Here is a 26,510-nt window from a genome sequence, read left to right as displayed (position 1 = left end):
GCCAGAAGTCATGGGTAGCGGAGTGCGGCTTCGCAGGGCGGGCATTGCATGCCCTGCGAAGCCGGTAATCGCCGTTCGGTTACGGCTTGTTCTTCAGCAGGTCGCGGATCTCGGTGAGCAACACCACGTCGGCCGGCGGCGCGGCGGGTGCCGCTTCCTGCTTGCGGCTGAGCTGGTTGATCGCCTTGACCACCATGAAGATCGCGAAGGCGATGATCAGGAACTGGATCAGCGTGTTGATGAAGGCGCCGTACTGGATCGCCACTTCGGCGATCTTGTGCTTAGGGTCGCTGTCGTCGCCGGGCTTGAGCACCCACTTCATGGTGGAGAAGTCGATGCCGCCGGTGAGCCAGCCGATCGGCGGCATGATGATCTGGTCGACCAGGGAAGTGACGATCTTGCCGAACGCGCCACCGATGACCACGCCGACGGCCAGGTCGATGACGTTGCCACGCATGGCAAAGGCCTTGAACTCGCTGATCATGCTCATGCTGCGTCTACTCCCCTCGGGTTGGGCCGGATGGCTATGCAACTCTAACGCGACAACGTAGGCGCGCACAGATGAAGGTCGCGTGGAAGTCCCGGATCATGAACGGGCTCTCAGATGATGTGTCCGTCCAGCTCCGCTACGCCCACCAGCTCGGCGTGGAAACGGTCGCCACGCTGCAGCGCGGCCACGCCGGCCGGGGTGCCGGTGAAGACCAGGTCGCCGGCTTTCAGCTCGAACAACGTGGACAGCGCGGCCAGGATGTGCGGCACGTCGTGCACCATCTCGCCCAGCACGGTTTGCTGACGCCGCTCGCCGTTCACGCTGAGCCGCAGCACGGTTTGTCCGTCCACTGCCACCTCACCCGCCCGGCGCAGCGCGGAAACCGGGGCGGAGTGGTCGAAGCCCTTGGCCACATCCCATGGGTGACCCTTCGCCTTGGCCTGCGCCTGCAGGTCGCGACGGGTCAGGTCCAGCCCCACGGCATAACCCCAGACCATGGCGGCGGCTGCATCCGGGGTGAGGTCGCGGCCGCCGGCGCCCAGCGCCACCACCATCTCCACCTCGTGGTGCAGGTCGGCGGTGGCCTGCGGATAGGGCACGTCGGCGCCATCGGCGACCACCGCGTCGGCCGGCTTGCAGAAGAACATCGGCGCGGCCCGGTCCACTGTGGCGCCCATCTCGCGCGCGTGCTCGGCGTAGTTGCGGCCGATGCAGAACACCCGGCGGATCGGGAAGCGCTGGTCGGAACCGATGATCGGCAGACTGGGGATGGCTGGTGTGGCGATGGTGTAGTTCATGGCCGCAAGCGTAACAAAGCCTGACCGGGTGCGGTCGGAGCAGAGTGACAGACGAGGGACGCCGATGCGTGGTCGCGGTGATGCATGGAGACCATGCTGCCGGGGCTCCCCGGTGCCGTCGTGGCGGGGTACTAAGGCGCTCCCGTGCTGCGCTCGGATGGGTGTTTCACGGCATCACCGGCGGCACGTAAGTCAGCGTCATGCCCAACAGCCACAACATGCCCAGCACCAGCGGCACGTGCACCACCAGCTGCATGAAGGTGTAACCCACCACGTCGCGCGCCTTCAGCCCGAGCACGCCGAGCAGCGGCAGCATCCAGAACGGGTTGATCAGGTTCGGCAGCGCCTCGGCCGCGTTGTACACCTGCACCGCCCAGCCCAGGTGCACGTGCAGGTCGTTCGCCGCCTGCATCACGTACGGCGCCTCGACCAGCCACTTGCCGCCGCCGGAGGGCACGAAGAAGCCGAGGATCGCTGAGTACGCGCCCATCACCGCGGGGAAGCTCTCGGTGCCGGCGACGTGCACGAACAGGTTCGACAAACGGTGGGCCAGCGTGGCGCCGTCAGCGCCGGGTACGTGGGTGAGCAGCGCGGCGATGCCGCCATACAGCGGAAACTGGATCAGCACGCCGGAGGTGCTCGGCACCGCGCGGCCCACCGCGTCGAGGAAGCTGCGCGGGCGCCAGTGCAGCAGGATGCCGAGGGTGAGGAACAGGAAGTTGTAGGTGTTGAGGTTGGCGATCGCGGTGACCGCCGGCTTGCTGGCGAACTCGTGACCGAGCCAGCCCAGACCCAGCAGGCCGATCGCCATCGACAGCAGCGGGCTGTATTCCAGCCATTCGCCTGGGCGCGTGCGCGGTGGCAGCGCCGGCGTCGAGGTTTCGCCCACGTCGAAATCCTTTGAAGTACGCGCGTTCGCGTCCGACGGCGCGGTGTACCAACAGATCAGCAGCGACACCACAATCAGCACGCCGGTCAGCATGATCGACTGCCACAGGAAGATGGTCTGGCTGAAAGGCAGCACGCCGGTGATCGCCAGCAGCCCCGGCGGCATGCTGGCCGGGTTTGCCTGCAACTGCGCCGCCGACGAGGACAGGCCCATCGCCCAGATCGCGCCCAGGCCGAGATACGCCGCCGCGCCGGCCGCGCGGTAATCCATGCGCAGGTCCCCGCGCCGCGCCAGCGCACGCACCAGCAGCCCGCCAAACACCAGCGAGAAGCCCCAGCTGAGCAGCGAGGCCAGCATGCTGACCAGCGCGATGTAGACGATCGCGCCGCGGCCGGTGCGCGGCGCGCGCGCCAGCACGTCGATGAAGCGCGCCACCACCGGTGCGGTGGCCAACACGTAGCCGCCGATCACCACGAAGGCCATCTGCATGGTGAACGGGATCAGGCTCCAGAAGCCGTCGCCGAACGCGGCGACCGTCGCCGTCGGCGTGGCGCCAAAACTGAAAGCGGCCAGTGCCACCACCACCACGCCCAGCGCAGCAAACACCCACGCATCCGGAAACCAGCGCTCCGCCCACGCCGCGCTGCGCAACGCCGCACGCGCCATCCATCCGTCCTGCCTCGCGTTCATGCTGCTCTCCGCCGGTGAATTGCAACATCGTCGCGCCGCAGTGGCCGCGCAGGCAAGGCGACGATGGTCGATCTCCTTGCTTCAATGCAACGAAGTCGCGTCGCCGCAGGCGACGCCTCGTTCGCCCTTCCCCCTGCAAGGCAGGGAGAAGTTGGAAGGGGGTAACGCTTTTGATCCTGGTTTCGGCTGAAGAGCAACCCCACCCCACCCCAACCCTCCCCTGCAAGCAGGGGAGGGAGCAAGGCTGTGCGCCCCTCCGTTACCGTGGAGGGACTGAGACCGCACAGTCGATCCCTCCCCCTGCCAGGGAGGGGGAGGTCAGGTGGGGGTAGCGCTCTTGATCTACCGCTTCTGCTTCGCCAGCGTGATCACCGCCACGCCGGCCAGGATGATCGCCATGCCGGCGAGGTCGAACGGCCCGACATGCTCGCCGGCCAGCAGCACGCCGAACAGCACTGCCACCGGCGGGTTCACATAGGCGTAGCTGGTGGCCAGCGCCGGGCGCGCGTGCTTGAGCACGTACAGGTACGCGCTGAACGCGATGATCGAGCCGAACACCGCCAGGTAGACGATCGCCAGACTGGAACGCAGGCTGGGGTGCACCGGCAGCCGTTCGCCGCTGAGCAGGGCGAAGCCGAGCAGGGCGATGCTGCCGCAGATCATCTGCGCGGCGGTGTTCATGGGGCCTGGCGGCATCACCTGGCGCCGGCTCCACACCGAGCCGAACGCCCAGGCGGCCGCGGCCACCAGCAGGGCAGCCGCGCCGATCGACGAGCCGGCCAGGCTGCTGCCCAGGTTCAGCACGATCACGCCGGCAAAGCCGATGGCCAGGCCGATCGACTCGCGCCGGTGTGGCCACTCGCCATACATGCCGGAAAACAGCGCCGCGAACAGCGGCATGCTGGCCACCGCCACCGCGGCGATGCCCGAGCTCACCCGCTGTTCCGCAAAGCACACCAGGCCGTTGCCCATGCCGAGCAGCAGCAGGCCGGTGACCGCCGCGTTGCGCCATTGCAGCGGTGTCGGCGGGGCCATCCCGCGCCAGCGCAGGAAGCCGTACAGCGCCATGCCGGCGCCGAGGAAACGCACGCCCGCAAGCAGGAACGGCGGCCAGCTTTCCAGCGCGAAACGAATGCCCAGGTAGGTCGAACCCCAGATCACGTACAGCGCGAGCAGCGCCAGCGGTATCAGGAAGCGGGGATCAGTCAGGCTGCGCGGCGTTTCGGCCGCGAGGGTGGCAGGGGTGTCGGACATGGGGGCGGATCGTGGGGGGACGGCGCATTATCCGTCGGTTCCCCTGTGCCTTGCTCAATGCGCGACCGGCCGCCCCTGGCGGATCACCACGAACTCGCCTTCCAGCACGGCCGGCTTCGCCTCTGCCCTGGCGGCGGCCGGACGGGTCGGGGCGGCAGCCAGCTTCCACTGGCGCACGGCCAGCCACACCAGGCCGCCCAGCAGCAGCACGCCGGCTACCACCAGCCCGAACACCAGCAGCACGCCCAGCACCGCGATGCCGAGCAGCAGCGACAGGGCACGCGCCAGCGGATGGCGGGGACGATGGTGAAGCGGCAGGACGAAGCGCATGTGTTAAAAATCCGTGTGTTAAAATCAACGACTTACGCGTGCAACCATGGGGCCATCCAGCCCCCGAGGCAAGTGCCGATGGATACATTCACTCTCGCCCAGTCGACCAACCGGCAGGTGCTGTGCCGCCTGGACGAGATCCCCGATGGCGGCGCCACCGCGGTCGACGCCGTGCTGGCCGATGGCGAGGAAAGCCTGATCCTGCTGCGCCGGGGCGACGAGGTGCGCGGCTATCTCAACGTCTGCCCGCACGCCGGCCGCCGCCTCGACTACGCCCCCGGCAAGTTCCTGCTGAAGAATGACACCCTGACCTGCTGCGTGCATGGCGCCACCTTCAACCGGGCCGACGGCCTGTGCATCGGCGGCCCTTGCCGCGGCGAACACCTGCGCGCGGTGGCGGTACAGGTCGAAGCGGGCGAGGTGAGGCTGGCGCAGGACGGCACCTGATCGGGCGCCATATCCGACTGGTGGCCGGAACCCGGGCTACAGCCGGCCGTCGACCATGGCGACCGGAAGCAGGCTCTTGATGTCGAACACCGCGCAGTGCTCGCGACCGAAGCGGCGGATGCCCTCGCTACCCAGGTCGAGAAAGGCCTGGTGCGCCACGGCCAGCACGATGGCGTCGTAACTGCCGGCAGCCGGGGCATCGATCGGGCGGATGCCGAGTTTTTCCTCGGCTTCGTCGGGGGCGGCCCAAGGGTCGTACACGTCCACCCGGGCATGTGCGGTTTCGAGTTCACGCACGATTTCCACCACGCGCGTGTTGCGCAGGTCAGGGCAGTTCTCCTTGAAGGTCAACCCCAGGACCAGGATGCGCGAATCGACCACGTGGATGCGCTTGTTCGCCATCAGGCGCATCACCCGATGTGCCACGTGCAGGCCCATGCGGCTGTTGATGCGGCGCGCGGTGAGGATCAGCTCGGCGTTGTAGCCGAGGATGGTGGCCTTGTGCGTGAGGTAGTACGGGTCCACCCCGATGCAGTGGCCGCCGACCAGGCCGGGCCTGAACGGCAGGAAATTCCACTTGGTGCCGGCGGCGTCCAGTACGTCCTGGGTGTCGACGCCCATGGTGTTGAAGATCATCGCCAGTTCGTTGACCAGCGCGATGTTGACGTCGCGCTGGGTGTTCTCGATCACCTTGGCCGCTTCGGCCACCTTGATGCTGGACGCCTTGTGCGTGCCGGCGGTGATGATGCGACGGTACAGCGCGTCAACGAAGTCGGCCGTCTCCGGAGTGGAGCCGGAGGTGATCTTGGTGATCGTGGGCAGCCGGTGCAGCTTGTCGCCGGGGTTGATCCGCTCCGGGCTGTAGCCGCAGGTGAAGTCGTGGTTGAAGCGCAACCCGGAAACCCGCTCCAGCACCGGCACGCAGATTTCCTCGGTGGTGCCGGGGTAGACGGTGGATTCGTAGATCACCACGTCGCCGCGCTTGAGCACGCTGCCAATGCTGGCGCTGGCGCTTTCCAGCGGCCGCATGTCCGGCCGGTTCGCCTCGTCCACCGGAGTGGGCACGGTGACGATGAACACGTTGCAGCCGGCGAGGTCGGCAGCGTCGGTGGTGAAGCGCAGCCGGCTTGCGGCGGCGAGTTCCTCGGTGGAAGTCTCCAGCGTGTGGTCGCGGCCCTGGCGAAGTTCGTCGACGCGGCTGGTGCTGGTGTCGAAGCCGACGGTGTCCAGCTGCCGGCCGAACTCCACCGCAAGCGGCAGCCCGACGTAGCCAAGTCCGACGATGGCAATCCTGGGTTCGTTCAAGTGCGTATCCCCTGTTGCTGTTGGCGGTGCGTCATGCGGCGCGAGGTCCGGCGGCGAAAATACCAGCGATGCGTGCCGCTGTCGCTTGCCCGGGGTACATTCAGCGGAACAGCAGGTTGATCGCGATCAAGGTGGCGACGAGCACCAGCAGGGTCAGCGGCGCGCCCACGCGCAGGAAGTCCTTGCCCTTGTAGCCGCCGGGGCCGGTGACCATCATCAGCGCGGGGTGGCCGGAGCTGAGCAGGAAGGTGTTGGAGGAGGACACCGCCACGATCAGCGCATAGGCTGACGGGTTGCCGCCGGTGGCTACCGCCACACTGATTGCGATCGGCACCATCATCACGGTGGCGCCGACGTTGGACATCACCTGCGAGAACAGCAACGTGAGCACGGCCAGGCACAGCTGCAGCAGCCACGGCGACGCGCTGCCCAGATGATCCAGCACTACCTGGGCGATCCACGCGGCGGTGCCGGTGGCGTCCATCGACCAGCCCAGAGGGATCAGGCACGCCGTCACGAAAATCGTCTTCCAGTTGATCGCCTTGTACGCCTCGTCCATGTTCAGCACGCCGGACAGCAGCATGCCGATCGCGCCGGTCATCATCGCCACCGACAGGTCGAGGTTGGTGAACAGCGCCAGGCACTTCGCCAGCACGAAGAAGCCCACCGCCTGCCAGATCTTGCCCGGCCGCTGCTGCTCCTTCGGAATGTCGGTGACGACGACCAGGTCGCGGTCTTCCGCGGCCAGCGACAGGTCGCGCCAGTTGCTGTGCAACACCACGGTGTCGCCGGCACGCAGGCTGACCGCGCGCACGTCGTCGCGGAACACCTGGTCGCCGCGGTTCACCGCCAGCACCGAGATGCCGAAGCGCTTGCGCAGGCGCAGCTCGCCCACGGTGTGCCGGATGAAGCGCGACACCGGTGGAATCACCACCTCGGAAATGCCGGCGCGGGTGGGGTTGAACAGCTCGCCGAGCTGGCGCATGCGGGTGGACAACCGGCACAGCTGGTTGTTGGCGAACTGGTTCAGTTGCTCGCGCGGGCCGAGCACGCCGAGCACCGAGCCGACCCAGATCACGTGGTCGGCCGGCGGCGCCATGCGCGCGTCGTTGCCGCTCTTGATCGCCAGGATCAGCGGCGCCTCGTGCAACTGTTCGACCTCGCCGATGCTCATGCCGACCAGCGGGCTTTCCGCGGTGACGGTGAGCTCGGCGGTCTCGCCGACGATGCCATAGGTCTCGGCGAAGTAACTCTCGGTGCGTCCGGGCGTGACCTTCAGCCGCTCGTCCTCGTGCCCGGGCAGCAGCTTGCGGCCGAAGAAGTAGAAATAGCCCACGCCCAGCAGCGCCAGGGTCAGGCCGACCGGGGTGACGCTGAACAGGCCGAACTTCGGGATGGTGTGCGCGCCCGGCGGCAGGTTCACGTTGGCGCTGGCGATCAGGTCGTTCAGCACGATCAGCGGCGAGTTCGCGATCAGCGTGGTGTTGGTGGCGGTGAGAATGCAGAACGCCATCGGCAGCAACAGCCGCGACAGCGGCACGCCGGTGCGTGCCGCCAGCCGGCTCGACACCGGGATCATCAGCGCTGCCAGCGCCTGGCTGGGGATCACCGCGCTGAACAGGCTGGCGACCAGGTTGATCACCACGCCCAGGCGCGATTCCACGCCGCGCGCCATGCGCATCACGAAGTTCGCGGTGAGGTTGAGCACGCCGGCGCGGTCCAGCCCCTCGCCCATGATCATGATCGCGATGATCGCGATCACCGCGTTGCCGGCGAAACCGTTGAACACGCGATCGGACGGAATCAGCCCGGTCAACCCGATCACCACCACTACCAGCAACGCCACCATGTCGGCGCGGATCCACTCCAGCACCAGCATCAGCATGGTGAAGCCCACCAGCCCGAGCACCAGGATCATTTCGGGGGTGAGAGAAAGTGCCATCAGCCGGCGTCCCTGCGGCGCAGCGGCTTGCGGTGGATGCGGCGGGGCAGTGGAAGCTTCACGCTGCTGTCGATTCGTCCCTGGGCAGATGAGCGTGAGTATAAGCGGGGTGGTGCGGTTGCTGGTGAACCGTGGGCGAAGAGCGACCACACCCCAGCCCTCCCCTGCGACCGAAGGAAGTCCCCTTGCGGGGCGAGCAGGGGAGGGAGTACAGCGCTTTGCTCCTCCCCCTGCTTGCAGGGGGAGGTCGGGAGGGGGTTACGCTTTTCGCCCCAGCCCAGCGAAGGACTCGCCGTGCAGCTCAAATGGATCCGCGCCCGCCAACTCCGCAACAAAAGCACCGATGCCGAGCGCCGCCTGTGGTACTTCCTGTGCCGTGAGCAACTGGCCGGCCACAAATTCCGCCGGCAGTATCCGCTGGCTGGCTACATCGTGGATTTCGTCTGCATGCCGGCGCGCCTGGTGATCGAACTGGATGGCGGGCAGCATCTTGATGCGTTGGCGTACGACGGGCGGCGCACTGCGACGCTCGAACGCGAAGGCTACCGCTTGCTGCGCTTCTGGAACGACGATGTGCTGCTGCGCACCCAGGATGTACTGGCGGAGGTTTTTCGGGTGCTGGAGGAAAGGTCAAAAGCCTGACCCACCCCAACCCTCCCCTACTTCGCAGGGGAGGAGTAGAGCGGTGCCTCTCCCTAAGAAAAGCTGCCCGGCCTGACCGCTGTGCTCCCTCCCCTGCGAAGTAGGGGAGGGCTGGGGTGGGGTCACCCTTTTCGGTAAAGCAAATCCCACACCCCATACCCCAGCTTCAACCCGCGCCGCTCGAAGTGGGTCTCGATGCGCCATGCGGGCTTCTCGGCGTATTCGCCAGGGCCGGTGGCGTTGCGCCATGCAGGTGCCGCTTCCATCACCTCCAGCATGTGCTCGGCATAGGCTTGCCAGTCGGTGGCCAGGTGCAGCAGGCCATCGGGGGCCATGCGCGAGGCGAGCAGGGCGACGAATTCGGGCTGGATCAGGCGGCGCTTGTTGTGGCGCTTCTTGTGCCACGGGTCGGGGAACCAGATACGCGTCTCGGTCAGCGTGCCCGGAGCGATCTCGTGCTGCAGCACTTCCACCGCGTCGTGTTTGTACAGCCGTACGTTGCCGGCGTCGCGCGCGGCCAGCGCGTTCATCAGCCGGCCCACGCCGGGGCCGTGCACTTCGACGCCGAGGAAGTCGCGCGCCAGGTCGTGCTCGCTGGCCCAGGCCAGTGCCTCGCCGTTGCCGAAGCCGATCTCCAGCACCAGCGGCGCCGCGCGACCGAAGTTCGCAGCGAAGTCGTGCGGGGCTCCCTGGTAGTCGATGCCGTAGCGCGACCACAGAGTGTCGAAGGCACGCTGCTGCGCCGGTGTCATGCGCCCTTCGCGCAGCACGAAGCTGCGGATGCGGCGCAGGTGTTCGGGGATGGTGGGGTCGGTCGTGGGCATCCGCGCATTGTACGGCCTGACTCCAGCCTTCCCTTCACGCCGGGGAGGGGGAAACTAGCCGCTCTGCTCCCTCCCCTGCTTGTAGGGGAGGGCTGGGGAGGGTCAGGCTCCTGGCCTCAGCGCTGCCCCTGATCCTCCCGCGCCTGCTGCTTGCGGTTGGACGGTTGCGGCTCACCGCGTTGCGGGCGCGGTGATTCGGCGCGCGGCTGCGGCATTGCGCGTTGCTCCGGCATGGCGCGGGGTTCCGACATCGCGCGTTGCTCTGGCATGGCGCGGGGTTCCGGCATGCCGCGCGGCTCCGGCATTGCGCGGGGTTCCGGCATTGCGCGAGGTTCCGGCATGCCGCGCGGTTCCGGCATCGCGCGTTGCTGCGGCTCGTAGCGCGGCATCGGTTCGCTGCGGTCCGGCGCGGGCAGCGGGCGTGGTGCTTCGCGCACGTACTCGCGCGAAGCGGGCTCGGGCCGCTGGAAGCGCGGCGCGGCCGGTTCGCGTGATGTCGGTTCCATCGGCTGCGGTCGCTGCTGTTGCATGGCGCGTTCGGACGGGTAGCGCTGGAAGCGACCATCGTCCGCTGGCGTTGGCAGGCGGCGGGATTCGGCGCGACGGATCGGCGCCGGCTCCGACGGCAGCGGGCGGTTGTCGGGGTTCGCGCGCGACCGATCTTCGGCGGCGGGCGCAATGTAGCTGACGGCCGGGCGCGGCACCGCCTCGGGGCGGTTTGCGTCGTCGCGGCCACGCGGATGGGCGAAGCGGGCCGAGCGCAGCTCGGCAGCATCACGCGGCGTCTGCGGCTGGTTCCCGGGGCTGGCCGCGGTGATGCGCGGCACGACCGGAGGCTGCCCGGGCAGGGTCGCCGGCCGGCGCGGGCCGGCGTCGTTGCGGTCGGTCAGGTCCGGGCGCTGGCTGCGCCCGGACCGCCCTGTGTCGTCGAGCACGCGCACGTTGCTGCGCGGCGTGGCGAAGCGGTTGTCGCTGGGGCGGAAGGCAGCCTCGCGAACCGCTGGCGGTGCGCGACGCGCTACCACCTCACGGTCGAAGCCGCCGGCGGGCAGGTCGCGCACGTGCGCGCTGCGCGGCGGCCGGTTGGCGTTGTCCTGCGGGCGCAAGCGATCGATGCCGCGCACCGGCACCGGTGCGCTGGCGAGCTTGCGCGGATCGACATTGAGCAGGTCGCGTTGCACCCGGCGCCCTTCGGCGAAACTGCGGCCGGGCACGGCGGTGAAGCCGCGCGGTGCCATGCGGTTGGCGTAGCGGGCCTCACGGAACGGACGGCCCGTGCGGTAGTAGTTGTACTGGTTGTTGATGTTGTTGATGACGGTGGTGCGGTTGACGGTGTTGTGCACGTAGATGTTGGTGACGTTGACGCGCGTGTAGTAGTCGCGGTCGCAGCGGTACCACGGGTTGTAGACCTCGCCCGGACCGAGCGGGAACCAGCCCACCGGCGCAGTGCCGATGCCGACCGACCAGCCACCGCCGCCGACGAAGGCAACCAGCGCCGGCGCGTAGATCGGGCGCACGCTGCGCGGCCCCGGGATCCAGCCCCAGCCGCCGCCCACGTAGGCCCAGCGGCCATAGTGATACGGCGCGAAGCCCCACGGCGCATCGTCCACCCAGGTCCAGCCCCACGGCGCGATGTAGGCCCAGTGGCCGTTGCGGTACGGCGCCCAGCCGGGGCCGACGTCGCGCGGGAACCACACCGCGCCGTACTCGCCGGTGTCCCGCCATGCGCCGTACTGGTCGAGGTCCTGGTAGCCGACCACCTCGTCGGAGACGTAGCGGACGCTGCCGGACTGCGCGTAGCGGTGGTCGCGCCGACTGGCCCAGTCGTCGAATGCGTCGCCGCCGTCGATGTCGGTGATCGTCACCATGGACAGGCTGGCGTCGTTGAAGCGGTAGCTGCGCCCGGGGTTGATCGGGCGCTGCGCATTGTTCTCGCCGAACACGGTGGCGCCGCCGTCGAACGCGGTGACCCGGGTGCTGCCGTCGCGGTCGTCGACGTCGACGCGGAACGTGCCGGGCTGGTCGACCACCAGCGCCACCGTGGGAGTGTCGATCTCGTAGCTCTGGCCGTCGTCGAGGTGGCGCACGGTGAGACTGAGCGTGCCCTGGGTCAGCTCGACCTGGGCCAGGTTGTCGTTGAGGTCGAGCAGGCCGAAGTCGGTGCGCCCGTCGATGCGCAGCGTGCCGCCGCCGAACTCCAGCTCGGCGCGTGCGCCGGCGGCAGTGGACAGCTTGTCGCCGGTGGTCAGCGGGCGGTTGATGTTGGCATCGCTCCAGTCCCTCGCGCCGGAGGGCAGGAAACCGAGGTCGCCGGCGATGTACGACAGCCGCGCCACCCGGCTCGGCGGGTCGGCGCTGTCGTCGGCACCGGATTGCGCGTGGGTCAGGCCGGCGGCCACGCACAGCAGCATGAACGCCAGTGCCCGCCAGCGGCGGCGCCACGAAACAGGGGGCTCGGCAAACCTGGGCATGCGGCTCTCCTTCGGGCGGGCGTATGAGACGGAAGCGGGGCGGGTGTTCGTCATGGTGCGGTCAACGTGCATTGTCGGGCCGGCGATGACCCTCGCCAGAGTATGCGCAGAGGGTCGTTCAGCACGCGTTGGGCGCCGCGCCGCCGTCTGTGCATGCGGAGCACCTTTCGTCCAGCCAGGCATCAAGAGCCTCACCCCCTCCTGACCTCCCTTGCGGTGCAGGGGGACCGGTCGTGGAGCTGCGCGCTCTGCTCCCTCCCCTGCATGGCAGGGGAGGGCCGGGGAGGGGTGCTCTTCGTTCCCGCGAGCTTTTCAACCACGCGAATCCCGGGTTACCATCCGCCGGCCAAGGCGGGTGTAGCTCAATGGTAGAGCTGTAGCTTCCCAAGCTACTGACGAGGGTTCGATTCCCTTCACCCGCTCCAATCCCCGGTCCCCCGAGCGACTCCCCGAACCCATATGGCGGATCTGATCACCCTCGGCTGGCGGGAGCGGCTGGCGTTGCCGCAGCTGGGTATCGGCGTGCTCAAGGCCAAGCTCGATACCGGCGCGCGCAGCAGTTCGCTGCATGTGGACACCCTCGAAGAATTCCAGCGCGACGGCGCAACCTGGCTGCGTTTCACCCTGCATGTCGGGCGACGCCAGCTGGTCGACACCCGTTGCGAGGCGCCGGCGCTGGACCGCCGCACGGTCACCGACACCGGCGGCCGGCGCACCGAACGCTGGTTCATCCGCAGTGAGCTGCAACTGGCCGGGCAGCGCTTCAGCGTCGACATCAACCTGACCGATCGCCGGCATATGCTGTTTCCGATGCTGCTGGGCCGCAGTGCGCTGGATGGGCGCTTTGCGGTGGACCCGGCGCGCTCCTATACCCAGCCGCGGCCACTGGCGGTGGCCACGGGCCTTCAATGACGGTCAGCCCATGAAGATCGCGATCCTGTCGCGCAACACCCGACTCTATTCGACCAAGCGCCTGGTCGAGGCCGCGCGCGTGCGCGGGCACGTGGTGCGCGTGTTCGATCCGTTGCGCTGCTACGTGCGCGTCGCGCCAGGTGCGTCGTCGATCCGCTACAAGGGCAAGGAAGTGCGCGACATCGACGCGGTGATCCCGCGCATCGGCACCACCAGCACGTTCTACGGCACCGCGGTGCTGCGCCAGCTGGAGATGATGGGCGTGTACACGCCGAACCCGTCCGACGCGGTGCTGCGCGCGCGCGACAAGCTGCGCTGCCTGCAGATCCTCGCTGCGCAGGGCATCGACATGCCGGTAACGGTGTTCGGCGACAACCCGGACGACACCGACGACGTGCTGGCCTTGCTCGGCGATCCGCCGCACGTGATCAAGCTCAACGAGGGCAGCCAGGGCACCGGCGTGGTGCTGGCCGAGAAGCGCGCCGCGTCGCAGAGCGTGATCGAGGCATTCCGCGGGCTGTACGCGAACTTCCTGGTACAGGAGTTCGTGGCCGAGGCGAAGGGCAGCGATCTGCGCTGTTTCGTGGTCGGCAAGAAGGTGGTGGCGGCGATGCAGCGCGACGCCACGCCCGGCGATTTCCGCGCGAACCTGCATCGCGGCGGTACGGCGATGGCGGCCACGCTGAGCGTCGAGGAGAAGCGCATCGCCGTGCGTGCCGCTGCTGCGCTGGGGCTGGGCATTGCCGGCGTGGACCTGCTGCGCTCGAACCGCGGCCCGCTGCTGCTGGAAGTGAACGCCTCGCCGGGGCTGGAAGGCATCGAGGCAGCCACCGGCGTCGACGTGGCCGGCGCGATCATGGACCTGCTGGAAGCGCAGGCCCGCGAGGTGTGCGCCGAGTCCCGCCCGCGCCGCAAGCCTGTCAAGGCCTGAGCGCTGCTGCTTGCAAGGGTGGCACCATCCCGTTGGGCATCGCGAAGAGGGCAGTGTGGCCAGACGAGAACGGGTTAACCGCACCGTAACCACGGACCCCCTATAAAGCACTCACTGTTTTTTGCGGCACGATGGCCTGAATGGCCCGGTGACGGCAGACAATGGTATCGGGGCAGTAGCTTGGGCCCAGGTGGCGACGGCGAGTCGCGCATCTGGGCCTTTTTATTGCCTGCGCGACCCCCCATTCAGTTTCACGGTGTGGCCGGTGCGCCGGCTTCACCCAAGATTGTTAAGCTTGCAGCCACAGCCGGCCCGTGCGCCAGCTGTGCAGGAGTGACACATGCGCGTACTGGTGATCGAAGACAACAGCGATATCGCGACCAACATTGGCGATTATCTGGAAGACCGGGGCAACGTGGTCGATTTCGCGGGCGACGGCGTAACCGGTCTGCATCTGGCGGTGGTGCATGATTTCGACGTGATCGTGCTCGATCTCACCCTGCCCGGCATGGACGGCCTGGAGGTCGCGCGCAAGCTGCGCCACGAGGCGCACAAGCAAACGCCGATCCTGATGCTGACCGCACGCGACGCGCTGGAGCAGAAACTGACCGGCTTCGAATCCGGCGCCGACGATTACATGACCAAGCCGTTCGCGCTGCAGGAGCTGGCCGCGCGGCTGGAAGTGCTGGCGCGCCGCGGCAAGGGCCCGCAGAGCCGCGTGCTGAAGGTGGCTGACCTCACCTTCAACTTGGACACGCTCACGGTGAACCGCGAGGGCAAGTCGATCCAGCTGAACCCGATCGGCCTGAAGCTGCTGCAGGCGCTGATGGAAGCGAGCCCGTCGGTGGTTACCCGGCAGGACCTGGAGCAGCGCGTGTGGGGCGAGGAATTGCCGGACAGCGATTCGCTGCGCGTGCACATCCACGGTCTGCGTGCGGCGATCGACAAACCGTTCGACAAGCCGTTGATCCACACGCGGCACGGCATTGGCTATCGGATGGTCGAGCCGGATGCAGTCCAGGCGTAAGCTTCGCTTTCGATTGATCGTCTCCTTCGCGCTGTTCGGCTTCGGCCTCAGCGCGCTGTTTGCCGTGGCCGCGCTGTACGTGCGCGCGAAGGTGGAAGATCAGCTGGTGGTGTCGGCGTTGCAGCACGACGTCGACCAGGCGGTCGAGAACAAGCACCTGCACCCCGACCTGCCGCTGAAATCCGACCTGATCGACGCCTGGCTGTGGAGCGACCGCACGATCTACAAGGCGCCGCTGGCCTGGCAGAACCTGACGAACGGCGTCTACGACATGAAGGACGTGGACGAGTCGGGTCGTCCACGCCATTACAAGCTGGCGGTCAGCCGCAAATACGGCCTGATCGCGTTCGTCATCTACGACATCAGCCGCGAGGACCTGGGCAAGCAGCAGCTGATCCTGTCGCTGGTCGGCGCCGTCTTGCTGTTCAGCCTGTTATCGCTGGCGATTGGCTTGTGGTTGTCGCGCAAGGTCCTGAAGCCGGTCAGCGAGCTGGCCAAACGCTTGCGCGACTTCCGCAAGGCCGGCAAGGCCGAACCGCTGGCACTGCATTTCGCCGATGACGAGGTGGGCGAGCTGGCTCACGCGCTGGACGAATATTCGGCGCGGCTCACCGCGATGGTCGAGCGCGACCGCGAGTTCAACTCCGACGTCAGCCATGAGCTGCGCACGCCACTGGCGGTGATCGCCAGCACCACCGAATTGCTGCAGGGCTCGCCCGACCTCACCGAAAAACTGAGCGAGCGGCTGAAGCGCATCGAGCGTGCCTCGCGCCAGGCCACCGAGCTGATCGAGGCCTTGCTGCTGCTGTCACGCGCCGAACGGCGTGGCCCGACCCGCGGCGAAACCACCGAGGTGGGCAAGGTCGCCGCCGACGTGATCGAGAGCCAGCGCCCGCAGATGCGTGGCAAGCCGCTGACCATCGACCTTGCCGTCAACGCGCCGGTCAACGTCAACGCGCCGGCCTCGGTGCTGTCGGTGGCGCTGACCAACCTGATCGGCAACGCGATCAAGTACACGCTCGAAGGCAGCGTGCACGTCGAAGTGGGTGACGGCCGCATCGAGGTGATCGACACCGGCCCCGGGATCAAGCCGGAAGACGCCGAGCGATTGTTCCAGCGCGGCGTGCGCGGCGAAGGCGCCGGCGGCAGCGGCGCCGGCCTCGGCCTGGCGATCGTGCGCCGGCTGTGCGAGCTCTACGGCTGGGACGTCTCGATGCGCCCGCGCGCCGATGCCAACGGTGCGATCGCCAGCATCAGGTTCAGCTGACGCCGTGAGCTCCTTCCCCTTGCCATGGGGGAGGTTGGTGACCGCAGGGAGTCCTTCAGGTGAGGGGTTGTCCGGGCTTGCCGGGAGCGAAGATCAAGAGCGACCCCACCCCGACCCTCCCCTGCGATGCAGGGGGAGGGAGTACAGCGGCTTCGCTCCTCCCCCTGCTAGCAGGGGGAGGCCGGGAGGGGGTAGCTTTTGACGTTGGCTTGGCGAAGAGCGACCCCACCCCAGCCCTCCCCTGCGGTGCAGGGGAGGGAGCACATCACACCTGCTCCAGCCAGCCCCACTTGTCGTGGGTGCGGCCGTCGAACAGGCCGAAGAACAGTTCCTGCAGGCGCAGGGTCACGCGGCCGGCCTTGCCGGTGCCGACCTGCTTGCCGTCGACCGAGCGGATCGGGGTGATCTCGGCGGCGGTGCCGCACATCAGCACTTCCTCGGCGAGATACAGGTATTCGCGCGGGATGTCGCGTTCGACCACGTCGATGCCGTCCTCGCGGGCCAGCGTCATCAGCGTGTTGCGGGTGATGCCGGTGAGCAGCGAGGCGCTGGCCGGCGGAGTGTGCAGCACGCCGTCGAAGACCAGGAACAGGTTCTCGCCGGCGCCTTCGCTGAGCAGGCCGGTGGAGGCCAGCGCGATGCCCTCGCCGAAGCCCAGGCGGCGCGCTTCACGCGCGATCAGCTGGCCGGACAGGTAGTTGCCACCGGCCTTGGCACCGGCCGGGATGGTGTTCGGCGCGAAACGCTGCCAGCTCGACACGCAGGCGTCGATGCCGTTCTGCAGCGCCTCGGCGCCGAGGTACGGGCCCATCGGCCAGGCGGCCACGGCCATGTCGATCGGGGTCTCGGCGGAGAGACCGAAGCCGCCCAGTCCGCGATACGCCACCGGGCGCAGGTAGGAAGCGCCCAGGCCGTTCTTCTTGATAACTTCGCGGCAGGCTGCGGCCAGTTCGTCGGCCGTGTACGGCAGCGCCATGTCGTAGATCTTGGCCGACTGGTACAGCCGGTTCAGGTGGTCGGTGAGGCGGAAGATCGCCGCGCCGTCGGGCGTGGCGTAGCTGCGGATGCCCTCGAACACCGACGAGCCGTAGTGCAGCGCATGCGACATCACGTGGGTGGTCGCCTCGGCCCAGGGCTTGATGCTGCCGTTCTGCCAGATCCACTCGGGGTATTGCTGGGCCATGTCGATTCTCCATTGGGGACCGCCCATGATAACTGCTGGGCGCCGGGTCGGCGTCAACGGCTGCGTCAATCCGCGCTGCGCAGCCACAGGCAGCCGGCCTGGCGCACGAGGTCGAAGCGCAGTTCGCGCGGGCTGCCGCTGCCGTCGTTGCCGGCGGTATGCAGCACCAGCTGGTTGCCGTCCGACGGCGGCGCGGGCGGGGTGTCCGTGATCGGCGGGATGCCGGTGCTGGCAGTGGCCGGCGCGGCGCCGTCCGGGAGGTCCACGTCCAGCAGCGGCTGTTTCATCAGTTCGGCCAGCGAGCGGATGTCCGCGATCACCGCGCCGCGACCATCGCCGTCCCACAGCATCAGGCCGGCCATGCGGTTGGCGTCGCGACTGGCGAAGGCGGCGATCACGCTGCGGCGCAGTTCGTCGGGACTGGCGGCGCACAGGACGGGCGACGGCGCTGCCGGCGAAGTGGCCGGCGCGGACGGAGCGTTCGGGCTGACCGGAGTGGCTTGCAGCGCCGCGCAGGGCTGGTCGGTGAACACGGCGCCGCCGCTCGCGCCGATGCAGCGATGGATCGGCGTCTGCGCCGCGGCGGGCGCGGCACAGGCAAGCAGAATCAGGCAGGGCAGGATGGCCGACCGGTGCATCGCGCCAGCATACCCGCCGAGTGAATCAGGAAAGTTGCTGCAGTACCGCCTGCGTGGCACGGGCCCGGTTCAGCGTATAGAAGTGCAGCCCGGGCGCGCCGCCGTCGAGCAGGCGCCGGCACAGTTGCGCCACCACTTCGGCGCCAAGCGCGCGCACCGCGTCGGCGTCGTCGCCGTGCGCCTGCATGCGCTTGGCGATCCAGCGCGGGATCTCCGCGCCGCACATCTCGGAGAAGCGCCGCAGCTGGCTGTAGTTCGTGATCGGCATGATCCCCGGCACGATCGGCACGTCGACGCCCAGCCGGCGCACGTCGTCGACGAAGCGGAAATACGCATCGGGGTTGAAGAAGTACTGGGTGATCGCACCGTTCGCGCCGGCGTCGATCTTCGCCTTGAAATGCTGCAGGTCGCGCAGCGCGTCGTCGGCCTGCGGATGGGTTTCCGGGTACGCCGCCACCTCGATGTGGAAGTGGTCACCGCAGTGCTCGCGGATGAATGCCACCAACTCGGCGGCGTAGCGGAAGTCGCCCGCGGTGGCCATGCCCGAAGGCATGTCGCCACGAAGTGCCACGATGCGCCGGTAGCCTGCCGCGCGGTAGCCGTCCAGCAGCGCGGCGATCTCCGCGCGGGTGCCGCCCATGCACGACAGGTGCGGCGCCACGTTGAGCCCATGCTGCGCATGCAGCCGCGCCACGGTGTCGCCGGTATAGCTGAGCGTGGAGCCGCCGGCGCCGAACGTGACCGAGGCGTAGTCCGGCCGGTGCGCCTTCAGAACTTGCGCCGCCCGATCCAGCTGCGCACGCTGCTCGTCGGTCTTGGGCGGGAAGAATTCGAAGCTGATCGACGGCATCGCACGGGTTCCTGGTGGCGGTGCCGTCGAGTATATATCTTTGTGTCGCGATGAAGCGATAGATTGTAGGTAGGGGCGGGATGCTGCCGCGTCGGCCGCAGGATGGGCGAGGAGTCCCGGGCCCACGCATAAAAAACGGGCGCATCGCTGCGTCCCGTCATGTGGGAGAACCGGGCTCTCATTCCCGATTCTCCATTCCCGGCAAATCAGTAGCGGTAATGATCCGGCTTGTACGGGCCTTCGACCGGCACGCCGAGGTAGCCAGCCTGTTCCCTGGTCAGCGTGGTCAGCTTCACGCCGATCTTCTCCAGGTGCAGGCGGGCGACTTCCTCGTCGAGCTTCTTCGGCAGGATGTAGACCTTGGCCTCGTACTTGTCCTTGTTCGCCCACAGGTCGATCTGCGCCAGGGTCTGGTTGGAGAACGAGTTGGACATCACGAAGCTCGGGTGGCCGGTGGCGCAGCCCAGGTTGACCAGGCGGCCTTCGGCCAGCAGGAAGATCGCGCGGCCGTCCGGGAACACGTACTTGTCCACCTGCGGCTTGATGTTGATCTTCTCGACGCCGGCCATCGCGTTCAGCGCGTCGACCTGGATCTCGTTGTCGAAGTGGCCGATGTTGCAGACGATGGCCTGGTCCTTCATCGCCTTCAGGTGATCCAGCGTCAGCACGTCCTTGTTGCCGGTGGTGGTGACATAGATGTCGCCGCGACCCAGCGTGCTCTCGACCGTGTTGACCTCGAAGCCTTCCATAGCCGCCTGCAGCGCGTTGATCGGGTCGATCTCGGTGACCACCACGCGCGAGCCATACGCACGCAGCGAGTGCGCGCAGCCCTTGCCGACGTCGCCATAGCCGCAGACCACGGCGACCTTGCCGGCCAGCATCACGTCCATCGCGCGCTTCAGGCCGTCGGCCAGCGACTCGCGGCAGCCGTACAGGTTGTCGAACTTGCTCTTGGTGACCGAGTCGTTGACGTTGATCGCCGGGATCAGCAGCGACTTCGCCTCGGCCAGTTGGTACAACCGATGCACGCCGGTGGTGGTCTCCTCGGAGACGCCCTTCCAGTCCTTCACCACGGTGTGCCAGTAGCCCGGGCGCTCGCTGTGCACGCGCTTGAGCAGGTTCTTGATCACCTGCTCCTCGTGCGAGGACGCCTTCTCGTCGACCCACTTCGAACCGTTCTCCAGCTCGTAGCCCTTGTGGATCAGCAACGTGACGTCGCCGCCGTCGTCCACCACCAGCTGCGGGCCGAGGAAGCCGCCCTTGCCGTCGGGGAAGGACAGCGCGTCCAGCGTGCAGTCCCAATACTCTTCCAGCGTCTCGCCCTTCCAGGCGAACACCGGCGTGCCGGTGGCGGCGATCGCGGCGGCGGCATGGTCCTGGGTCGAGAAGATGTTGCACGAGGCCCAGCGCACGTCGGCGCCGATGTCCTTCAGCGTCTCGATCAGCACCGCGGTCTGGATCGTCATGTGCAGCGAGCCGGTCACGCGCACGCCCTTCAGCGGCAAGGTGGCGGCGTGCTTCTTGCGGATCGACATCAGGCCCGGCATCTCGTGCTCGGCGATGTCCAGTTCCTTGCGGCCCCAGTCGGCCAGCGACAGGTCGCGGATCTTGTAGTCGTGGTGGTTTTCTTTGAGTGCGGCGTTCATGCGTATCTCCGGTTAGTGCGAGGCTCTTGCGAAGGGACCGGTCATGGATGGCCGGCCTGCTGCGAAGGGACTCGCGTACAAGCAACCGGGCGCCGTTGTGGAACGTGCCGCGCCGAGCCTGGCCGTTTTTGTGAAGGACCCGCACCGGGAGGTGGGGATTTTGCGGATGGGATCCGCCTTCACGGCAACGGTCGCAGCGCCCCTCGGCGGGCAGTACAGAGGAGGCATTGTAACGGCAGACATGAGCTTATGCCGCATGGTTGGGTGTCCCCCGCGCCCGGATTGGTTACGCTGGGGCTTGGCCCGCCCTGGAGCAGCTGCGTGGAACAAAGTCGCGAACCCGAATTCCTGCCGCCCGACGGCCCGCTGCGCGAGGACGTCGGCCGGCTCGGCGCGATGGTCGGGCGGATGCTGGCCGAGCAGGGTGGCGACGCGTTTTTCAACCGGGTCGAGCAGGTGCGTACCGCGGCGATCCGCCGTCGCCGCGAGGGCGCTTCGGTCGACGACCTGGCCGTCTCGCTGGCCGGCCTCGACGCCCACGACGCCGAGGCGCTGGCGCGCGCGTTCGCTACCTATTTCCAGGCGGTGAACACGGCCGAACGGGTGCACCGCATCCGTCGTCGCCGCGACTACCAGCGCGAGGGCAGCGCGCCGCAGCCGGAGTCGCTGCTCGACGTGCTGGGCCGGCTGAAGGCCGAGGGCGTGGGCGCCGACGAACTGGTTGGCTGGCTTGACCGGCTATGGATCGAGCCGGTGTTCACCGCGCACCCGACCGAGGCGGTGCGCCGCTCGCTGCTGGAGAAGGAACAGGCGATCGTCGCTTCGCTGATCGACGGCTTCGACCCGCAGCGCACGCCGCAGGAGCGGCAGGAGGACGACGACCGCATCTACATGGCGCTGTCCGCCGGCTGGCAGACCGCCGAGGCCTCGCCGGTGCGGCCCAGCGTGCAGGACGAACGCGAGCACGTGGATTTTTACCTGGCCAACCCGCTGTACCGGATCGTGCCGGCGCTGTACGAATCGCTGGCGCAGGCACTGCAACAGACCTACGGCGTGGCGATCAGGTTGCCGCGGCTGCTGCGCTTCGCCAGCTGGGTCGGCGGCGACATGGACGGCAACCCGAACGTGGGTGCCGACACCATCGCCGACTGCCTCGACTCGCAGCGCGCGCTGGTGCTGGAGCGCTACCGCGAGGACGTGGCCACGCTGGCGCGGTCACTCAGCCAGACCGAGGGGCGGGTCGCCGCCTCGGTGGCGCTGCGCGTGCGGCTGGCAGACTACCGCACACGCTTTCCCGCCGCCGCGGCACAGATCCGTCCGCGGCATGCCGACATGCCGTACCGCTGCCTGCTGCAGCTGGTCGGCGCGCGGCTGGCGCTGACCGGCGACGAATCTGCGGACGGCTATCCGTCCAGTGACGAATTGCTGGACGACCTGCAGCTGATCGCCGACAGCCTGTTGCAGCATCGCGGCGTGCACGCCGGCGCCTATGCGGTGGAGCGCCTGCTGTGCCGCGTGCGCAGTTTCGGCTTCCACCTGGCGCGGCTCGACGTGCGGCAGGATTCGCGCGTGCACGATGACGCGCTGGCGGCCCTGCTGGTCGATCCGGACTGGTCCACCCGCGACAGCAGTGCACGCGCCGACCGGCTGCGCCCCTATGCCAGCGGCGAAGCCGCGTTTGCACACAGCAGCGACGCGAATGCCGAGTCGCTGCAGGCCGTGTTCGCCACCTTGCGCGACAGCCGTCGCAGCCATGGCCGCGACGCCACCGGCCTGTACATCATCAGCATGGCGCGTTCGGCCGCCGACGTGCTGGCGGTCTTGGCGCTGGCGCGGCGTGGCGGGCTGGTTGATGCGGCGGGCGACGTGCCGCTCAACGTCGCGCCGCTGTTCGAGACCGTCGACGACCTGAAGAACGCGCCGGCGACGTTGCGCGCGCTGCTCGACGATCCGGTCTACCGCCGCCACCTCGCCGCGCGCGGCGACCAGCAGTGGGTGATGCTGGGCTACTCCGACAGCGGCAAGGACGGTGGCACGCTGGCCTCGCGCTGGGGGCTGCAGCGCGCCCAGGTGGAACTGCTGGAAGTGGCGAACGCGGCCGGTATCCACCTGGCCTTCTTCCACGGCCGCGGGGGCTCGGCCAGCCGCGGCGGTGCGCGCATCACGCCGGCGCTGATGTCCTCGCCGCGCGGCGCGGTGGCCGGCGTGCTGCGGGTGACCGAACAGGGCGAGGTGATCCATCGCAAGTACGGCATCCGCGCGCTGGCACTGCGCAACCTGGAGCAGACCGTGGGTGCGGTGCTGCGCGCCAGCTTGCGTCCACGTGAAGACGAACCGCGCGAGGAGCGCTGGCGCGAAGTGATGAACACGCTGTCGGCGACCAGCCGGCAGAGCTATCGCGCCTTCGTCGAGCGCGACGGATTCGTCGACTATTTCCGCAGCGCCACGCCAGTCGACGTGATCGAGCGGATGACCCTGGGTTCACGCCCGGCCAGCCGGCGCAGCATGCGCGGCGTGCAGGACCTGCGCGCGATCCCGTGGGTATTCGCCTGGACCCAGTGCCGCTCGATCCTGCCCGGCTGGTACGGGCTGGGCAGCGCGCTGGAGCAGGGCGCGCAGCAGTTCGGCGAAGAAACGCTGGCCGAGGTGGCGTGCGACTGGCCGTTCTTCACCAACCTGCTGGACGACGTGGAGATGGTGCTGGCCAAGTGCGACCTGGACATCGCCGAAGCGTTCTCGAAATTGTCCGGCCCGCTGCACGCGGAGTTCTTCGGCCTGATCTGCGCCGAGTTCGCGCGCACCCGCCACTGGCTGCTGCAACTCAAGCGCAGCGACGCGCTGCTGCAGGGCGAGCCGCGCCTGGCCGCCTCGATCCGCCTGCGCAATCCCTATGTCGATCCGATGAGCCTGCTGCAGGTCGACCTGCTGCAGCGCTGGCGCGCAGGCGGCGGCGAAGACGATGCCGTGCTGCAGGCCCTGGTCGCCTGCGTCAATGGTGTATCGCAAGGTTTGCAGAACACTGGCTGACCCGCCCTACGGCAGGGGCGTGGGGTGTTTGCTTTCGCGCAGGGCGGCGATGCGGGCTTCGCGCGGCAAGCGCTTCCACGCGATCTCCAGCTTGAGCGCCTCGCCGCGGCTGGCGACCCATACCCAGCCCAGCAATTGCTTCGGCGGGTTGGAGCGGGTGAAGCGGGCGCCCTTGCCGCTGAGGTGTTTCGCGTAGCGCTGCTCGGGGTCGCGGGCGATGCCGGTGTAGACGCGGCCGTCGGCGCATTCGAGCAGGTAGACGGCCCAGGCGTCCGTACCGGGGGTGTCGCTCATGGGCTCAGGCCCATTCGACCAGGCCTTCGGCCGCGCAGACCTGCTTCCACGAGGAGCGCGCCTTCAGGCGTGTGGCCAGTGCCGCCAGCTGCGGCCATGCCGTCGCCGGCTTCGGCATGTTGCGCGACCAGCGCATCAGCATCAGCGCGTACAGGTCGACCACGCTGAAGTGGTCGCCCAGCAGATACGGGCCATGCGCGGCAAGGTGGGCGTCGAGCTTCGTCCAGCACTTCTCGATGCCGGCGCGGGCCGCCTGCTTGACCGTGTCGGCGCCTTCGGGCAGGTGGTCGCCGGGGTAGAACCACTGGCGGAACAGCGGCTGCAGGTTGTTGGCCAGGTACAGCATCCACTGCAGGTAGTCGGCGCGTTTGGCACTCCCTGCGGCTGGCGTCAGCGCCGCCTCGGGATGGCGTTCGGCCAGCAGCATCGCCAGCGCCGCGGCTTCACCGTGCGGCACGCCGTCGACCATCAGGGTCGGCACCACGCCGTTCGGGTTGACCGCCAGGTACGCCGCGCTGCGCTGCTCGCCCTTCTCGATGTCGATGCGCTTGAGCTCGTGCGGCGCGCCGATTTCCAGCAGCGCCAGGTGCACCAGCAGGTTGGCCGAGCCGGGGGCGTAGTAGAGCGTGTACATGGCGATCATCCGCAAGAGTAGTCCAGCGATGATACGCCGACGACCTGCCTGACGATGGCGTATCGGAACAGTATCAGCCGTCCAGTTCGGACCAGCGCGCGTAAGCCGTGTCGAGTTCGGCCTGCAACGCCACCAGTGCCTCGTTCGCCTTGACGATCGTGGCGCTGTCCTGCTGGAAGAACGCCGGCGCGTTCATCGCGGCGGTGCGGCCGGCGATATCGGTTTCGAGTTGCTCGATGCGTTTCGGCAGCTGTTCCAGTTCGTGCTGTTCCTTGAAGCTGCGCTTGCGCTTCGGTGCAGCCGGCGCAACGGGGGCCGGTGCGGGAGATTTGCCCGCAGTGGCGGCACCGCGCGGTGCCGGCCGCTGGCGCAGCCAGTCGCTGTAGCCGCCCACGTATTCGCCGATGCGGCCTTCGCCTTCCAGCACCAGCGTGCTGGAAACCACGTTGTCGAGGAAGGCGCGGTCATGCGAGACCAGCAGCAGGGTGCCCTGGTAGTCGGTCAGCAGTTCTTCCAGCAGTTCGAGTGTTTCCACGTCGAGGTCGTTGGTGGGTTCGTCCATCACCAGCAGGTTGGACGGCTGGGCGAACAGCTTGGCCAGCAGCAGGCGGTTGCGCTCGCCGCCGGACAGGCGGGTTATCGGCGCGCGCGCGCGCTCGGGCGAGAACAGGAAATCCTGCAGGTAGCCGATGATGTGCTTGCGCTGGCCGTTGAGCTCGATGTACTCGCGGCCCTCGGCCACGTTGTCCAGCGCATTCAAGTTGTCGTTGAGCTGCAGCCGGTGCTGGTCGAAGTAGGCAACCTGGATGCCGGTGCCCAGCTCCGCGCTACCGCGCTGCGGCGTGAGTTCGCCCAGCATGATCTTCAGCAGCGTGCTCTTGCCGGCACCGTTCGGACCGATGATGCCGATGCGGTCGCCGCGCATGATGGTGGTGGAAAGGTCGTCGATCAGCACACGGCCGTCGTAGGCCTGGTGCACGTGCTCGAGGTCGATCACCTTCTTGCCCGAGGCCTGCGCGTTGGCCGCGGTCATCTTCACGTTGCCGCCGAGGTTGCGCCGCTCGGCGCGCTCGTTGCGCAGCGCCTTCAGCGCGCGCACGCGGCCTTCGTTGCGCGTGCGCCGGGCCTTGATGCCCTGGCGGATCCACACTTCCTCCTGCGCCAGCTTCTTGTCGAACAGCGCGTTCGCCTGCGCTTCGGCATGCAGCCGTTCCTCGCGCCGGCGCAGGTAGTTGTCGTAGTCGCCGGGCCAGTCGGTGAGCGCGCCGCGGTCGATTTCGACGATGCGGGTGGCCAGCGCGCGCAGGAAGCTGCGGTCGTGGGTAACGAAGATGATGCTGCCGGCGAACTGCTTGAGGAAGCTTTCCAGCCAGCCGATCGCCTCGATGTCGAGGTGATTGGTCGGTTCGTCCAGCAGCAGCACGTCGGGCTTGCGCACCAGCGCCTGGGCCAGCAGCACGCGGCGCTTCATGCCGCCGGACAGCGCGGCGAAATCGGCCTCGCCGGGCAGCTCCAGCTGGGTGATCACGTCGCTGACGCGGCGATCCAGGTCCCAGCCGTGCTGCGCCTCGATCTGGTGCTGCACGTCGCCCAGCGCGTCGAAGTCGCCGGTGTCGAGCAGGTGGTGATAACGCGCCAGCAGGCGGCCCAGGTCACCCAGGCCCTCGGCGACCACGTCGAACACGCTGCCCTCGGTGCCGTGCGGCACCTCCTGCGCCATCCGTGCCACCACGATGCCGTTCTGCACGCGCACCTCGCCGTCGTCGGCATGCAGCTCGCCGGCGATCAGCTTCATCAGGGTGGATTTGCCTTCGCCGTTGCGGCCGACGATACAGACTCGCTCGTTCGCCTCGATCGACAGATCGACATGTTCGAGCAGGAGCGGGCCGCCGATACTGAAGTCGACGCGTTGCAGTTGGATAAGGGACATCCGCCTATTGTAGCGGCAGCCGCGGCCCGGCTCGCGTCATCATGGTCGCAAAAGAAACGGGCCGCGCAAGGCGGCCCGTTCGTCTGCAGC

General features: G+C 68.2%; 23 protein-coding genes, 1 tRNA gene and 1 riboswitch. Of the genes, 8 read left to right on the top strand and 16 right to left on the bottom strand.

All coding sequences use genetic code 11. The annotated features are described in order from the left end of the window. Nucleotides 1-79: 79 nt before the first annotated feature. The 5 genes from mscL to IMW82_RS11850 all read right to left on the bottom strand — a co-directional run bounded on the left by mscL (nt 80) and on the right by IMW82_RS11850 (nt 4,450). On the bottom strand, nt 80-490 hold the full coding sequence (gene mscL / locus IMW82_RS11870; RefSeq protein WP_211004593.1) for a large-conductance mechanosensitive channel protein MscL: 411 nt from the start codon (nt 488-490) through the stop codon (nt 80-82). A gap of 110 nt (nt 491-600) precedes the next feature. Next, nucleotides 601-1,287, bottom strand: a complete 687-nt coding sequence (locus tag IMW82_RS11865; protein WP_211004592.1) for a fumarylacetoacetate hydrolase family protein — start codon at nt 1,285-1,287, stop codon at nt 601-603. 166 nt (nt 1,288-1,453) lie between these two features. Continuing rightward, complete coding sequence (locus tag IMW82_RS11860) at nt 1,454-2,842, bottom strand: TIGR00366 family protein (protein ID WP_108471954.1); 1,389 nt, start codon at nt 2,840-2,842, stop codon at nt 1,454-1,456. A 366-nt stretch (nt 2,843-3,208) separates the two neighbouring features. Continuing rightward, on the bottom strand, nt 3,209-4,120 hold the full coding sequence (gene yedA, locus IMW82_RS11855) for a drug/metabolite exporter YedA (RefSeq protein ID WP_211004591.1): 912 nt from the start codon (nt 4,118-4,120) through the stop codon (nt 3,209-3,211). 54 nt (nt 4,121-4,174) lie between these two features. After that, on the bottom strand, nt 4,175-4,450 hold the full coding sequence (locus tag IMW82_RS11850; protein WP_211004590.1) for a hypothetical protein: 276 nt from the start codon (nt 4,448-4,450) through the stop codon (nt 4,175-4,177). A 78-nt stretch (nt 4,451-4,528) separates the two neighbouring features. Here IMW82_RS11850 and IMW82_RS11845 point away from each other — a divergent pair, with 78 nt between their 5' ends. After that, a complete protein-coding gene (locus IMW82_RS11845) occupies nt 4,529-4,897 on the top strand; it encodes a Rieske (2Fe-2S) protein (RefSeq protein ID WP_211004589.1) in 369 nt (122 codons plus the stop codon). A 36-nt stretch (nt 4,898-4,933) separates the two neighbouring features. Here the strand turns inward: IMW82_RS11845 and IMW82_RS11840 are convergent, their stop codons facing one another. Both IMW82_RS11840 and IMW82_RS11835 read right to left on the bottom strand, forming a co-directional pair. Further along, the gene (locus tag IMW82_RS11840) at nt 4,934-6,202 is read right to left on the bottom strand and encodes a nucleotide sugar dehydrogenase (RefSeq protein WP_211004588.1); all 1,269 of its coding nucleotides are present in this window, start codon (nt 6,200-6,202) and stop codon (nt 4,934-4,936) included. A 100-nt stretch (nt 6,203-6,302) separates the two neighbouring features. Continuing rightward, nucleotides 6,303-8,144, bottom strand: coding sequence for an SLC13 family permease (locus tag IMW82_RS11835; protein ID WP_211004587.1), 1,842 nt, complete (start codon nt 8,142-8,144; stop codon nt 6,303-6,305). 294 nt (nt 8,145-8,438) lie between these two features. Here IMW82_RS11835 and IMW82_RS11830 point away from each other — a divergent pair, with 294 nt between their 5' ends. Beyond that, a complete protein-coding gene (locus tag IMW82_RS11830; protein WP_211004586.1) occupies nt 8,439-8,786 on the top strand; it encodes a DUF559 domain-containing protein in 348 nt (115 codons plus the stop codon). 122 nt (nt 8,787-8,908) lie between these two features. On the opposite strand, the gene trmB is transcribed toward IMW82_RS11830, so the two are convergent. After that, nucleotides 8,909-9,610 (bottom strand): tRNA (guanosine(46)-N7)-methyltransferase TrmB, encoded by a 702-nt coding sequence (trmB, locus tag IMW82_RS11825; protein ID WP_211004585.1) that lies wholly within the window; start codon nt 9,608-9,610, stop codon nt 8,909-8,911. 116 nt (nt 9,611-9,726) lie between these two features. After that, nucleotides 9,727-12,081: a FecR family protein gene (locus IMW82_RS11820; protein ID WP_211004584.1), complete on the bottom strand. Its 2,355-nt coding sequence runs from the start codon at nt 12,079-12,081 to the stop codon at nt 9,727-9,729. Nucleotides 12,082-12,432: 351 nt separating this feature from the next. Here IMW82_RS11820 and IMW82_RS11815 point away from each other — a divergent pair. From IMW82_RS11815 to IMW82_RS11795, 5 genes are all read left to right on the top strand, one after another. After that, a tRNA-Gly gene (locus IMW82_RS11815) sits at nt 12,433-12,506 on the top strand. 34 nt (nt 12,507-12,540) lie between these two features. Further along, entirely contained in the window at nt 12,541-12,993 is a 453-nt protein-coding gene (locus tag IMW82_RS11810; protein ID WP_211004583.1) for a RimK/LysX family protein, read from the top strand. 10 nt (nt 12,994-13,003) lie between these two features. Beyond that, on the top strand, nt 13,004-13,924 hold the full coding sequence (gene rimK / locus IMW82_RS11805; RefSeq protein ID WP_108471944.1) for a 30S ribosomal protein S6--L-glutamate ligase: 921 nt from the start codon (nt 13,004-13,006) through the stop codon (nt 13,922-13,924). 340 nt (nt 13,925-14,264) lie between these two features. Continuing rightward, on the top strand, nt 14,265-14,951 hold the full coding sequence (locus IMW82_RS11800; RefSeq protein WP_007509416.1) for a response regulator transcription factor: 687 nt from the start codon (nt 14,265-14,267) through the stop codon (nt 14,949-14,951). Beyond that, complete coding sequence (locus IMW82_RS11795) at nt 14,935-16,218, top strand: HAMP domain-containing sensor histidine kinase (protein WP_211004582.1); 1,284 nt, start codon at nt 14,935-14,937, stop codon at nt 16,216-16,218. The genes IMW82_RS11800 and IMW82_RS11795 overlap by 17 nt, the downstream gene beginning before the upstream one ends. Nucleotides 16,219-16,483: 265 nt before the next feature. Here IMW82_RS11795 and IMW82_RS11790 read toward each other — a convergent pair whose 3' ends face one another. From IMW82_RS11790 to ahcY, 4 genes are all read right to left on the bottom strand, one after another. Continuing rightward, nucleotides 16,484-17,401 (bottom strand): branched-chain amino acid transaminase, encoded by a 918-nt coding sequence (locus tag IMW82_RS11790; protein WP_108471942.1) that lies wholly within the window; start codon nt 17,399-17,401, stop codon nt 16,484-16,486. A gap of 65 nt (nt 17,402-17,466) precedes the next feature. Beyond that, entirely contained in the window at nt 17,467-18,039 is a 573-nt protein-coding gene (locus tag IMW82_RS11785) for a DUF4124 domain-containing protein (RefSeq protein ID WP_211004581.1), read from the bottom strand. A 25-nt stretch (nt 18,040-18,064) separates the two neighbouring features. Continuing rightward, nucleotides 18,065-18,889, bottom strand: a complete 825-nt coding sequence (gene metF, locus IMW82_RS11780) for a methylenetetrahydrofolate reductase [NAD(P)H] (protein WP_211004580.1) — start codon at nt 18,887-18,889, stop codon at nt 18,065-18,067. Nucleotides 18,890-19,095: 206 nt separating this feature from the next. Continuing rightward, nucleotides 19,096-20,535, bottom strand: coding sequence for an adenosylhomocysteinase (gene ahcY / locus IMW82_RS11775; RefSeq protein ID WP_211004579.1), 1,440 nt, complete (start codon nt 20,533-20,535; stop codon nt 19,096-19,098). 80 nt (nt 20,536-20,615) lie between these two features. Further along, nucleotides 20,616-20,746: riboswitch (S-adenosyl-L-homocysteine riboswitch) on the bottom strand. A gap of 110 nt (nt 20,747-20,856) precedes the next feature. Between ahcY and ppc the strand changes: the two genes are divergently transcribed. Continuing rightward, the gene (gene ppc / locus IMW82_RS11770; protein WP_211004578.1) at nt 20,857-23,562 is read left to right on the top strand and encodes a phosphoenolpyruvate carboxylase; all 2,706 of its coding nucleotides are present in this window, start codon (nt 20,857-20,859) and stop codon (nt 23,560-23,562) included. A 6-nt stretch (nt 23,563-23,568) separates the two neighbouring features. Here the strand turns inward: ppc and IMW82_RS11765 are convergent, their stop codons facing one another. The 3 genes from IMW82_RS11765 to IMW82_RS11755 form a co-directional block, all read right to left on the bottom strand. Beyond that, nucleotides 23,569-23,856, bottom strand: coding sequence for a GIY-YIG nuclease family protein (locus IMW82_RS11765; RefSeq protein ID WP_211004577.1), 288 nt, complete (start codon nt 23,854-23,856; stop codon nt 23,569-23,571). Nucleotides 23,857-23,860: 4 nt separating this feature from the next. Further along, nucleotides 23,861-24,499 (bottom strand): glutathione S-transferase family protein, encoded by a 639-nt coding sequence (locus IMW82_RS11760; protein ID WP_211004576.1) that lies wholly within the window; start codon nt 24,497-24,499, stop codon nt 23,861-23,863. A 64-nt stretch (nt 24,500-24,563) separates the two neighbouring features. Next, on the bottom strand, nt 24,564-26,420 hold the full coding sequence (locus tag IMW82_RS11755; RefSeq protein WP_211004575.1) for an ATP-binding cassette domain-containing protein: 1,857 nt from the start codon (nt 26,418-26,420) through the stop codon (nt 24,564-24,566). Between the last annotated feature and the right edge of the window lie 90 nt (nt 26,421-26,510).

The organism is Rhodanobacter sp. B2A1Ga4 (assembly GCF_018101315.1).
Taxonomy (GTDB): Bacteria; Pseudomonadota; Gammaproteobacteria; order Xanthomonadales; family Rhodanobacteraceae; genus Rhodanobacter; species Rhodanobacter thiooxydans_A.
The sequence above is the reverse complement of the archived record's forward strand: the minus strand, read 5'-3'. Positions and strand labels throughout refer to the sequence as shown.